At 67.1% G+C, this 12,231-nt stretch carries 10 protein-coding genes; 4 read left to right on the plus strand and 6 right to left on the minus strand.

The annotated features are described in order from the left end of the window. The first annotated feature begins 82 nt into the window (after positions 1–82). Positions 83–826: an SDR family oxidoreductase gene (locus tag AC5P6X_RS11845; protein ID WP_495215467.1), complete on the plus strand. Its 744-nt coding sequence runs from the start codon at positions 83–85 to the stop codon at positions 824–826. 45 nt (positions 827–871) lie between these two features. Here AC5P6X_RS11845 and AC5P6X_RS11850 read toward each other — a convergent pair whose 3' ends face one another. The 3 genes from AC5P6X_RS11850 to AC5P6X_RS11860 are packed head-to-tail and all read right to left on the minus strand — an operon-like array spanning position 872 to position 6,362. Then, on the minus strand, positions 872–3,949 hold the full coding sequence (locus tag AC5P6X_RS11850; RefSeq protein ID WP_495215469.1) for an efflux RND transporter permease subunit: 3,078 nt from the start codon (positions 3,947–3,949) through the stop codon (positions 872–874). Next, positions 3,946–5,118, minus strand: a complete 1,173-nt coding sequence (locus AC5P6X_RS11855) for an efflux RND transporter periplasmic adaptor subunit (protein ID WP_311068556.1) — start codon at positions 5,116–5,118, stop codon at positions 3,946–3,948. The genes AC5P6X_RS11850 and AC5P6X_RS11855 overlap by 4 nt, the downstream gene beginning before the upstream one ends. Next, entirely contained in the window at positions 5,115–6,362 is a 1,248-nt protein-coding gene (locus AC5P6X_RS11860) for a TolC family protein (protein ID WP_224328202.1), read from the minus strand. Before AC5P6X_RS11860 ends, AC5P6X_RS11855 begins: the two co-directional genes overlap by 4 nt. A gap of 62 nt (positions 6,363–6,424) precedes the next feature. Between AC5P6X_RS11860 and AC5P6X_RS11865 the strand changes: the two genes are divergently transcribed. Together AC5P6X_RS11865 and AC5P6X_RS11870 are read left to right on the plus strand one after the other, a co-directional pair. Beyond that, on the plus strand, positions 6,425–7,099 hold the full coding sequence (locus tag AC5P6X_RS11865) for a response regulator (protein ID WP_495215470.1): 675 nt from the start codon (positions 6,425–6,427) through the stop codon (positions 7,097–7,099). Further along, positions 7,092–8,471 carry a sensor histidine kinase gene (locus AC5P6X_RS11870; RefSeq protein WP_224328204.1) on the plus strand — a complete coding sequence of 460 codons (1,380 nt, stop codon included), beginning with the start codon at positions 7,092–7,094 and terminating at the stop codon, positions 8,469–8,471. Before AC5P6X_RS11865 ends, AC5P6X_RS11870 begins: the two co-directional genes overlap by 8 nt. Before the next feature lie 78 nt (positions 8,472–8,549). Here the strand turns inward: AC5P6X_RS11870 and AC5P6X_RS11875 are convergent, their stop codons facing one another. From AC5P6X_RS11875 to AC5P6X_RS11885, 3 genes are all read right to left on the minus strand, one after another. Next, on the minus strand, positions 8,550–10,904 hold the full coding sequence (locus AC5P6X_RS11875; RefSeq protein ID WP_099559534.1) for a GH92 family glycosyl hydrolase: 2,355 nt from the start codon (positions 10,902–10,904) through the stop codon (positions 8,550–8,552). Between the two features lie 96 nt (positions 10,905–11,000). After that, positions 11,001–11,324 carry a thioredoxin family protein gene (locus tag AC5P6X_RS11880; protein ID WP_019337745.1) on the minus strand — a complete coding sequence of 108 codons (324 nt, stop codon included), beginning with the start codon at positions 11,322–11,324 and terminating at the stop codon, positions 11,001–11,003. A gap of 5 nt (positions 11,325–11,329) precedes the next feature. Further along, positions 11,330–11,746: a baeRF12 domain-containing protein gene (locus AC5P6X_RS11885; RefSeq protein ID WP_019337746.1), complete on the minus strand. Its 417-nt coding sequence runs from the start codon at positions 11,744–11,746 to the stop codon at positions 11,330–11,332. A 162-nt stretch (positions 11,747–11,908) separates the two neighbouring features. On the opposite strand from AC5P6X_RS11885, the gene AC5P6X_RS11890 reads away from it, so the two are divergent. After that, positions 11,909–12,136 (plus strand): hypothetical protein, encoded by a 228-nt coding sequence (locus AC5P6X_RS11890; RefSeq protein WP_019337747.1) that lies wholly within the window; start codon positions 11,909–11,911, stop codon positions 12,134–12,136. Positions 12,137–12,231 lie beyond the last annotated feature (95 nt).

Here is a 12,231-nt window from a genome sequence, read left to right on the forward strand (position 1 = left end):
GCGGATTATGCATGATTATCCGGGCGGGAGAGATGACGAAGATGGCCCTGCGCCATTCCGGCGCGCTCCGCTGGAACCGACCATGACCCTCTCCCCCGCCCGCACTGTCGCCCTGGTCACCGGCGGCTCCCGTGGCATCGGCGCCGCCATCTCCCGCCGGCTCGCCGCCGATGGCCACGCGGTCGCGATCAACTATGCGGGCCGCCGCGACGACGCCGAAGCCTTGGCGGCCGAACTCAACGCAGCCGGCGCGCAGGCGATCGCGCTGCAGGCCGATGTCGCCGATCCGCAGGCGGTGCGGCAGCTTTTCGATGCCATCGAGGCGCGTTTCGGCGGCATCGACGTGGTGGTCAACAGCGCCGACGTGCTGCAGCTGGCGCCGCTCGCCGACACCGACGACGCCCTGTTCGAGCGGGTGATCGGCATCAACCTCAAGGGTGCCTTCAACGTGCTGCGCGAAAGCGCACGACGGGTGCGCGACGGTGGCCGGCTGATCACCTTGTCCACCAGCGTGGTCGGCATCAAGCTGGAGAACTACAGCGTGTACGCGGCCAGCAAGGCAGCGGTGGAGACGATGGGCGCCATCCTCAGCAAGGAGCTGCGCGGGCGCAACATCACCGTGAACGCAGTGGCCCCAGGCCCGACCGCTACCGACCTGTTCCTGGACGGCAAGTCACCGGAACTGATCGAGCGGTTGGCGAAGATGAACCCCCTGGAGCGGTTGGGTACGCCGGAGGACATCGCCGGTGCGGTCGCCTTCCTGGCAGGCACCGATGGCGGGTGGGTCAACGGCCAGGTCCTGCGCGCCAACGGCGGGATGGTGTAGATCGCGCGAACGGCATCCACGCATGGCGTGGATCTACCGTGCGGATCATCCGGCGCGGGCCTCGCGGCGCCGGTGTACCCAGTAGTACAGCGTAGGCAACACCAGCAGGGTCAGCAGCATCGCCGACAGCAGGCCACCGATCACCACCACCGCCAGCGGCTTCTGGGTCTCGGCACCAATCGCATGCGAGGTGGCCATCGGCAGCAGGCCGAACATCGCTAGCAGTGCGGTCATCAGTACGGTGCGCAGGCGCTGCAGCGAGCCCTGCACGACCGACTGCAGCAGGTCCATGCCCTGCTCGCGCAGCTGCGCGAAGCGACTGAGCATCACCACCCCGTTCAGCACCGCCTGCCCGAACAATGCAATGAAGCCGATCGCCGCCGACACCGACAGTGGAATGCCGGTCAACCACAGGGCGAGGATGCCGCCGATCATCGCCAGTGGCACGTTGGCCAGGATCAGCGCGGCGCTGCTGACGTCCTTGAAGGCATCGAACAGCAGTACGAAGATGATCAGCACCGACAGCGGGATCACCCAGCCCAGACGCTTCATCGCACGTTGCTGGTTCTCGAACTCGCCGGACCACTCCAGCCGGTAGCCTTCCGGCAGCTGCACGCTGGCCTCCACGCGCTTGCGCATGTCGGCCACCACGCTGCCCATGTCACGCCCGGCGATGAAGATGCTCACCGCCTTTACCCGCTGTGCGTTCTCGCGCGAGATGTTGATCGCGCCGCTGGCCATGCGGAAGTCGGCCACGTCGGCCAGCGTCACGGTGTGGCCATCGCCGATGCCCACCGGCACCGTGCGCAGCCGCTGCAGGTCGCGGTCGGCGTCATCCAGGCGCAGCGTGATCGGGAACCTGCGGTCGCCCTCCCACAGTTCACCGACCTGGCGCCCGCCCAGTGCGGTCTCGATCACCTCGTCGATGTCGCGCACATTGAGGCCATAGCGCGCGGCACGGTCGCGGTCGATCTCGATCTGCAGCTGCGGCAACGACCCGTCACGGTCAATGAAGGCGCTCTCCACGCCCTCCACACCACGCACCTGACCCAGGATCGCCTGCGCCTGCTGATTCAGCACGTCCAGGTCCGAGCCGCTGACCTTGATCACCACCTGGCCTTTGATCTGCGAGATGCTCTCCAGGATATTGTCGCGCACCGGCTGCGAGATCGAGAACTCAGGCCCCGGGATGCGCTGCTCCAGCGTGCGCTGCAGGTCGCTCACCAGTTGCCGCTTGTCCACGCCCTTCGGCCACTCCTTCTCCGGCCTCAACGCCACCAGCGCCTCGATCTGGTTGGCGCCCTTGGCGTCGGAGCCGTCTTCCGGGCGGCCAAGCTTGGCCACCACCGTCGACACCTGCGGGAAGGTGCCGACCAGCTCACGGATGCGCCGCGACTGCTGCTGCGCTTCGACCAGGCTGGTGCTCGGGTCGAGCGTGGCGGTCAGCCAGATCGAGCCTTCGTCCAGCTCGGGCAGGAACTCCGAACCCAACCGGGTACCCAGTGCCAGCGTGCCGACCAGCAGCGCAACCGCGGTCAGCACCACCGCACGCGGGCGAGCCAGTGCGCGCTCCAGTACCGGCCGATACCAGCCGGTCAGGCGGTCCATCAGCGGATTGCCGTCGCGCATGCGGTCGCGCCGCAGCCACCAGTAGCAGAACAACGGCACCACGGTCAGCGCCAGGATCAGCGCGCCGATCAATGCCGAGGTCACCGAGTACGCCATCGGCGCGAACATGCGGCCTTCCTGGCGCTGCAGGGTGAAGATCGGGATATGCGCGGCGATGATGATCAGCATCGAGAAGAACGTCGGTCGACCCACTTCCGATGCAGCTGAAAGAATGGTCGAGAACCGTGTCTTCCGGTCGGCGGTGGACGGCAGCTTCGACAGTCGCGAGACGATGTGTTCGGTCACGATCACCGCGCCATCGATGATGATGCCGAAATCCATCGCACCCAGCGACAGCAGGTTCGCCGGCACACCCCACAGATGCAGGCCGAGGAAGGTCGACAGCAGGGCCAGCGGCATCATCGCCGCCACGATCAGCGCGGCCCGGGCGTTGTACAGGAACAGCCACAGCACCAGGAACACGAGCACTGCGCCTTCCAGCAGGTTGCGGAAGACCGTCTTCAGCGTGGTCGTGACCAGCCACGAGCGGTCGTAGAACGGCTCGATGCTGACGCCGGCCGGCAACTGGTTGGCCTCGATCTCCGCGATGCGCGCATGCAGGGCGTCGAGCACGTCGGACGGGTTCTCGCCCTTGCGCATCAGGACCATGCCGAACACCGCATCGTCATTGTAGTCCTGGCCGACCAGGCCCTGGCGCGGCAGGCCGGTGTCGGCGATGCCGGCCAGGTCGCGCACCAGGATAGGCGTGCCCCCGCGCTGCGCCACCACCACGTTGCCGATGTCCGCCGGCGAACGCATCAGGCCCACGCCACGGATCAGGAACTGCTGCTGCCCACGCTCCACGTAGCCGCCGCCCGCATTCGAGCTGCCCTTCTCCAGCGCCTCGGCGAACTCACCGAGGCTGATGCCACGGTCACGCAGCTTGTCCAGGTCCGGCTTGACCTGGAAGGTGCGCGCGAAGCCACCGAAGCTGATCACATCGGCCACGCCCGGCACGGTGCGCAGGCTGCGTTCCATTGTCCATTCCTGCACGGTGCGCAGCTGGGTCGGCGTCATGTGCGGGCCTTTCAGCACATAACGGTAGATCTCACCTACCGCCGAGCTCATCGCCTCCAGTTCCGGCGTTACCCCTTCCGGCAGTTCCACGCCCTGCAGGCGTTCCAGCACCTGCTGGCGCGCGAAGTAGTCATCGGCCTTGTCGTCGAAGGTCAGGATGATCATCGACAGGCCGAACTGTGTATGCGAGAACACCCGCACCGAATGCGGGATACCGGACAACGCCACTTCCAGTGGCATCGTCACCTCGCGCTCGACCTCTTCCGCGGCACGGCCCGGGTGCAGCGACACCACTGTCACCTGGGTGTCGGACACATCCGGGAAGGCTTCCACCGGCAGCACGCGGAACGCGGCAATGCCAGCGCCGATGAACAGCAGCAGTGCCAGCATGACCATCAGCGGCTGGCGCAGGCAGTAGGCAATCAGGCGATCGATCATGGGGCGGCGTGCCCCGTGCCGCTGCTGGCGGCGGCCGGTGCGCTGTCCGCCAGCTGCTGCAGCAGCAGGCCGCCCTCGACCACCACCCTGGCGCCTGCGGCCAGGCCTTCACGGACCCACAGCCGGCCATCGCCCAGTTCCTCGGCATGCACCGCGTGACGCACGAAGCGGCCCTTGCCCTCCTCCACGAACACCACCTGCTTGCCGTCGATCAACAACACGGCCGCATCGGGCAGCGAGACACCGCCCTCGGCCGGCAATGCCACCTGGGCGCGCACGTACTGCCCCGCCTTGAAACCGCGTGCGCGGTTGTCCAGCTCGGCGCGCGCCTGCACCACGCGGCGTTCGCTGTCGACGAAGTCATCCACGTGCTGCAGGGTCGCCTGCAGCGGCTGTCCATCGGCCCCGGGCACGCTCACCTGCATGCCCGCCTTCAAGCGTCCGGCCAGGCTCTCGGGAACATCCAGCAGCAGCCACAGGCGGTCCGGATCGCCAATCACCGCCAACGGTTGTTCGCTGTCGGGGCTGACCGCCATGCCCGGGCTCATCCGCCGCTCCACCAGCACGCCATCGATCGGCGCGCGCAACGGCAGGCGCTGGTCGACGTGCTGGCCATTGCCATAGGCCTTGGCGAAGGCGGTCGCACGCGCGTGATCGGCTTGGCTGCCGGCGAAATTGGCCTCGGCCTCGTCCAGTTCGCGGCCCGACGCCACACCTGCCGCATGCAACTCGCGGGTGCGCTCCAGCTCCTTGCGCGCCTGCTGCAGCTGGGCACGGCCGCGCACGCCCTCCGCCTGGGCCTGGCCGAATTCGGGCGAAGTGATCCAGGCGATCACCTGGCCCACCTTCACTTTCTGCCCCGGCTGTGCCTCGATGCGCGCCACCTGCCCCGCCAACGGCGTACGCAGCGCGCTGGAGCGCGTCTCGTCCCAGACCACCCGGCCCGGCAGCTGCAGGCTGGCGCTGGCGCCGGCGGTGACCGCCTCGCTGCGCAGCACGTCCAGCTGGCGGCTACCGGCAGGAAACTGGATCTGGCCGGCGCTGACCTTCGGCGCGTCCTCGGTATAGGACGCCGGCTCGCGGCCGCAGCCACCCAGCAGAGCCAGCGCCAGCAGGGCCGGCAGCACGGCGTGTCGCGCCTGCGGCCGATAGGCGACGGTGGACTTCATCGGAACTCTCCTTCAGCAATGGATGTGGCCGCTTCCCAGCGCGCCAAAGCAATGGCATGGTCGGCACGCGCTTCAATCAACGCAGCCTCGAACTCGCGCCAGCTGCGGCGCGCATCCAGCAGATCGGTCAGGCTGGCGGCGCCGCGGCGGTAGGCCAGTTCAATGCCCTGCACCGCCTTGCGTGCGGCATCGGACTGCAGTCCTTCGTAGTCGCTGCGACGCTGCGCGGCGGACTGCGCGCTGGCCTGCAACTGGTCCAGTTCGGCGTGCGCTTCGCGCTGCAGCACCTGCAGCTCCAGCGCGGCACTGTCACGGTCGGCCTCGGCACGCTGGATCGCGCCGCGTGCACGTGACGGGCCGCCGAGCGGAATGGTCAATGACACACCCCACGTGACGCCGCTGATGTCAGCCGGCTCGCGCTCGGCCTCCACGCCCAACTCGATGTCGCGGTGGCGCTCACTGCGCGCCAGTGCCACACCGGCGTCGGCCGCGGCCAGGCGCGAACGTGCCGCGCGCAGATCGGCACGCTGCTGCGGATCGAACGCACGCACGCTGGCCACGCTGCTGGCCTCCGGCCAAGGATCATCGGCGCTGAGGTCATGGCTGTCGTCGCGGCCGAGCAGCAGCCCCAACGCATGCTGCGCATCGCGCAGATCCAGCGACGCCTCGCGCGCCGCGTCGGCCACCGCCAGGTCGTCCACTGCCAGCCGCGCGCGGTCGACCGGCGCCATCGCCCCGGTGGCAACCTGCTTGTCCGCCGCCGCCATCTGATCGGCCGAGCTCTGGCGGTTGGCATCGGCAATCTGCGCCCGCTCCTGTGCGCCCTTCAGAGCGAAATAGGTTTCATGCAGCGCCACCTGCTGGCGGCGCCGCGCATCGAGCATCTCCAGCCCGGCCACTTCCAGCAGCGCATCGGCCTGGCGGATACGCAACGCACGCTTGCCACCGCGCTCCCAGGTCCAGCTCAGGCCCACGGTGCTGTCCACCCGCTTGTCCTGCCAGCGTCCGGAGCCGATGCCATGCTTGGGGCTGATCTTGCTGGTGCCGATCGACAACTCGGTGGCCGGGCGCAACGCCGCCGTCTGCACATCGCCCTGCACGCCGCGCAGCGCCAGTGCCGCCGCACGCAGGTCCGGGTTGTGTGCTTCCATGGCGCGCTGCGCTTCCTGCAGGGACAGCGCCGAAGCGGTGGGCGCGCACAGAAGAGTGGCCAGCACGGCCGCAAAACGAGGGGAGAAATTCATGCACGTCACGGTAAGGTGATGCACTTGCGCCAAACTTGCCCCAACCTTGCACGAAGCTTGCAATGCGAATCCTGCTGATCGAAGACGACGCCGCGCTGGCCGATGGACTGATCCGCGCCCTGCAGGGCGCCGGCCATCTGTGCGACCACCTCTCGCGTGGGCTGCACGCGCCGGCGGCACTGGCCAGCGCACCGTATGACGTGATGGTGCTGGACCTTTCATTGCCTGACGTCGATGGCCTGGACCTGCTCTCACGCCTGCGCAACGACGGCATCACCCTGCCGGTGCTGATCCTGACCGCACGCGATGGTGTGGAGGACCGCATCCTCGGCCTCGACCGCGGTGGCGACGACTACCTGGCCAAGCCCTTCGCCCTGGGAGAACTGGAAGCGCGCCTGCGTGCGCTGTCGCGCCGCCGCAGCGATGCACCGGCGCAGAAGCGGCTGGGCCGGTTGTGCTTCGACAGCGTCCGCAATGAAGTGCAGGTGGAAGGTCAGCGCATCGAGCTGACCGCGCGCGAGCTGTCGCTGGTCGAGGCACTGATGCAGCATCCCGGCCGCACGGTTACCAAGCAGCGCCTGTTCGACGCGCTGTACAGCTGGGACCACGAGGCCAACCTGTCGGTGATCGAAGTGCATGTCAGCCGCCTGCGCCGCAAACTGGAACAGACCCACGCCGGCGTCGGCATCCGCATGCTGCGTGGGCTTGGATACCGGTTGGAGGCCGTGGGTGACTGAGCGCGTGCACAGCCTGCGTGGCCTGCTGCTGAGACGCCTGTGGCTGCCACTGCTGGTACTGCTGTTGTGCAGCGCAGTGGGTTCATTCGCCTTGGCGCGCTTCTACGCCGGCCAGGTCTACGACCGCTGGCTGCTGGATTCGGCGATGTCGTTGTCCGAGCTGGTGACGGTGCAGGACGGCCGCGCGTCCATCGAGATCACCCCGGCGGTGTCGCGCATGTTCACCTGGGACACCGCCGACGAAGTGCATGGCGAGGTGGTCGACGCCGCGGGTGGGCGCCTGTATGGCGACCTGCCCGAGGCATTGCCATGCCCGTCGATGTCCGCCGGCAGCGACGACCCAGTCTACTATGATGCGCGGCTGCGTGGGCAGGCCGTGCGCATGGTCGAAGTGGTGGTCAGCGCCGGGCCGGGTCATGACATCCGGCTGCGCGTGGCCGAGACACTGCGCAAGCGGCACCGGCTGGAGCGCAAGCTGCTGCTGACCAGCGTTCCGTTCCAGGCTGCGATCCTGGCACTGGCGGCATGGCTGGCCTGGTCCGGTACAGGCGCTGCCGCACGCCATGCCAACCTGGTTGCGCGGAAGCTGGCCAGCCCGCGGCCGGATCCATTGGCGCCGCTGGATCCGGCGCAGGAAGCTCCGCGCGAACTGTGGCCGGCGGTGGAGGCCTACAACGCGCTGCTGCAGCGCCTGGACGCGATGCAGGATGCACAGCGGCGCTTCGTCAGCAATGCCGCGCACCAGCTGCGCACGCCGCTGGCAGCGATGCAGGTGGAGCTTGAGAGTTCATTGCGCCAGCACGATCCGCAGGCCCAGCAACTGGCGCTGTCCGGCACGCTGGCCGGGCTGGCGCGGCTGCAGCACCTGGTCAACCAGCTGCTGATGCTCAGCCGATCGGAAGATCCACATGGCAGTGCACTGCCGCTGCAGCCGTTGGATCTGGCCGCGCTGGCGCGCGGCGTGGTCGAGCGTTACGCCGATCGCGCGTTGGCTGCGCGCGTGGACCTGGGTTACGACGGACCCGACGACGGCGTGCAGGTGCAGGGCGATCCACAGCTGCTGCGCGAGGCACTGGGCAACCTGCTGGACAACGCGCTTCGCTATGGCGCCTCGCGCGGTGTGATCACCCTCGGCGTTCGGCAGGAGGTCGAAGGCATGCAGGTATGGGTGGACGATAACGGCGCCGGCATTGCCGAAACCGAGCGCTCGCGCGTCACGGAACGCTTCTACCGGGCCAGCAGCGAGGGCGATGGCTGCGGCCTGGGACTGGCGATCGTGGCCGAGATCGCGCAGCGACATGGGGCGACCCTGATGATTGATACCGCCCCGATCGGCGGTGCGCGGGTGGGGTTGCGGTTTCGTTCCCGCTGACCTCCTGCGTGCCAACCAAGGTTGGCACCTACCCAGGGCGCATCAATGCACTCCGCCGGGCATGGCCCGGCGTTTCCGTTACGGCGCCGTCATCGAATAGGGCGCCTGCGCGCCCTGCCCCGGCCAATCCTTGTTCGGCTCGGCCTGCATGGTGAAACGCAGCTCGCCACCTGCCAGGATCTCGTCATGGCGCAGGAAGGTGCGCTGCAGCGGCTTGCCGTTGAGGCTCACGTTGCCGACGTAGGTGTGCCCGTCATCCAGCCCATCGGCCACGATGGTGAACGCCTTGCCGTTCGGCAGGCGCATCGCGGTCTTCGGCAGGAACGGGCGGCCGAGGATGTACTCGCCCGAGCCCGGGGCCACCGGATAGAAGCCCAGGGCGGTGAACACGTACCACGCCGACATCTGGCCGACATCATCGTTGCCGGCCAGGCCATCGGGGCGATCGGCGTACTGGGTGTCCATGATCTGCTTCAGGCGCGCCTGGGTGCGCCACGGCTGGCCAGCGTACGAATACAGGTAGGCCACATGGTGACTGGGCTCGTTGCCATGCGCATACCAGCCGATCAGGCCGGTGATGTCTTCCATGTGCTCGAAGATGGACGGATCCACCTTGGCGTTGAATACATCGTCCAGGCGCGCGAGCAGCTTGTCGCTGCCACCGTGCGCTGCTGCCAGTCCGGCAACATCCTGCGGCACGTACCACGAATACTGCCAGGCGTTGCCTTCGGTGTAGTCGGTGCCATAGCCGCTGGCGCTGGGGTCGAACGGAGTGCGGAAGCTGCCATCGCGCTTGCGCGCACGCATGAAGCCGGTGTCCTTGTCGAAGGCATTGCGCCAGTTGCCGGCGCGCTTGTCGAAGGTCGCCGCCACATCGGTCTTGCCCATCGCCTGCGCCATGCGCGCGATGGTCCAGTCATCGAAGGCGTACTCCAGCGTCTTGCTGGCGGCCTCGCCTTCCTCGTCGATCGGCACATAGCCCAGCTCGCGGTATTGCGCGATGCCGTCATAGGGGCCGTAGTTGGCAGTCTCGATCATCGCCTTCAGTGCCTTGTCGGCGTCGAAGCCACGAATGCCCTTCACGTAGGCATCGGCAATCACCGGCACCGCGTGGTACCCGATCATGCACCAGTCTTCCAGGCCATGGAACGACCACACCGGCAGCATGCCGTAGGGGCTGTGCTCGTGGTGGGCCAGCATCGAATTGACGAAGTCGCTGTTGCGCTTCTCCGGCTGCACCAGCGTCAGCAACGGGTGCAGCGCCCGGTATGTGTCCCACAGCGAGAACGTGGAATAGTTCGTGTAGCCCTCGGCCTTGTGTAGGGCATTGTCCGGCCCGCGGTACTGGCCATCGGCATCCATGAACAGCGTCGGCCCCAGCAGGGTGTGGTACAGCGCGGTATAGGCACTGCGGCGGGCGTGCTCGGGCGCATCGATATCGAGCACCGACAGCGCCTGCGTCCATTCCTGTTTCGCCTGCGCACGCACGCGATCGAAATCAAAGTCGGCCACTTCCGCGTCGAGGTTGGCAATGGCGCCGACTTCGCTGACCGGCGAGATCGCGACCTTGACCACCAGCGGTGCATCCAGCTTGCCGAATGCGAAGGTACCGACCAGCTGGCGGCCTTCGACCTGTGCGCGCTGCGCTGGATCCTTCTCGCCCGGCGGCGGGAAGCCCTTGTAGACGATGTCCTGCTCGGTGTTGTGCAGCTCATGCCCGGAAAGCGGCCGCGAGAAACGCATCGCGAAGTACAGCTGGCGACCTGGCGCCCAGCCGCGCGTCTCCCGGAAGCCGGTCACGGTACCATCGGCGCGCACCCGCACCCGCGACCACAGCACCTTGCCCGGGTAGTCGTACATGCTGGTGCGCATGTCCAGCAGCACCTTGGCGTCGGCGCCCTTGGGGAAGGCGTAGCGATGCACGCCCACGCGCGCACTGGTGGTCAGCTCGGCGCGCACCTTGTAGTCGTCCAGGGTGACGGCGTAGTAGCCCGGCTCGGCCTTCTCATCATCATGGCGGAAGCGAGAGGCATAGCCGCTGCCCGGCTTCTCAGGATCGCCACGCTCCAGGCCGGGACTGCCGGTGAACGGCATCAGTAGGATGTCGCCCAGATCGGAATGGCCAGTGCCGGAAAAATGCGTGTGCGAGAAGCCGACGATGCTGCTGTCGTCGTAGCGGTAGCCGGCTGCCCAGCCATAGGCCTTTTCGCGTGGCTGGATGCGTGTGTCCGGGCTGAGCTGGACCATGCCGAACGGCACCGTGGCACCCGGGTAAGTGTGGCCTTCACCACCCGTACCAATGAACGGGTCGACCGAGGCATAGGCCTTGTCGGCGGCGGTTCTGGCAGGCGCGGCCGACGCCAGGCCGGAAGCGAACATCGCCGTGGCGGCGACAGCGATCAGGAGACGACGGTCCAGCGTGGGCATCGGCATTTGGATCGATTCAGGTGATAGCGGGATCCTAGCACCGGGCCTGTCACGCCGCATGCTGCAGTGCGACTGCCCGGTGTCCCGCACCGGGTTTACTCTTCAACCGGGAAGTGCGCTCTGCAACGACATGAGATCCGCGCTGTCCAACGGCCTTACCACCCGCGCGATCTCCTCTCCATCGCGCAGCAGCACCACCGTCGGCCACAGCTTCACCTTGAACGCTCGCCCCAATGGCCTTCCCTTGCCATCCTCGATCTTCCAATGCGGCAGATCGTTCGCTTCGACAAAGGCCTGCAACGCGGGCTGCGCGGCCTGGCAATGACCACACCAGGGCGCACCGAACTCCAGCACCTGCCAGCCAGGCTGCGCCGCCACCTCCGCAGAGGTGGGCCCGTTCGCAAGGTGATCACGCATGAACGGCATGAGCGCTACGCCGCCAGTGCCTTCTGGATGTCTTCCAGCGGCGCGTTGGTCAGATCCTTGGCAATATCCCCGAGCAATCGCGCCTGGACCTCTTTATGCAGCAGGGGACGAATGCGACCCAGCGTGGTCGGGTCGGCGATCAATACCAGGTGCGCATAGCGGTTCTTCAAGGCATCTTCGTTGAGCTGTTCGGCCACCTGCTTGGCGAACGTGGCCTCATTGAGCTGCGAGACCGACATGTCCTTCGGCACGGCACCCGCAGGCCCCTGCCCGGATACACCCTGCTCGCTGATGTCCTGCAGGCGCAGTTCGCCTTCCTGCTTCAGGGTCAACTGGTGGTTGCTGCCCACGTTGGTGAACACCCGCGCCGAACCACCGTCGGCTACCACGATCAGAGTTCCTTCGGGAATCGTCCGCGCCATTGCATCCTCCATCAATCCGAAAAGTGGGTGTGCGCTCCACCTTATGCACGCCGATGTCACCAGAGCGGGTACAGGATGTGATCCCGTCATCGCAATCTGCAATCAGCGCTAAATTTGTCCGCCTGCCTGCCGCTATGGCCTCCATCATCGCGAGGAACCTCTGTGTACGCTGGCTCACTGTTCCACGTCTGCTTTGCCACCAGCCTGGCCATTGCCGGCTGTGCCGGTTGCATTCACCAGTTCCTGCAGGGCCAACCGTTCTTCGCCCTGGCCATCATGCTCTCGGTGCTCACCATGATCGGCGCCGCACTGGTCACGCGGAAACTGGCACTGCCGGGCGCCTTGGCGATGGCCTGCACGGTGTTCGGTTTGGTGGCGAAGTCGGCCTGAGCCTTCTGAACAGGCGAGGTGGAACACAGCGTGCAGATCAGCCTGCTTCGCTGCATGCTCACGCCGATGCCGTTATGATGAACGGATGATCGACA

This window comes from Stenotrophomonas sp. YJH_SMC_40 (assembly GCF_059368615.1).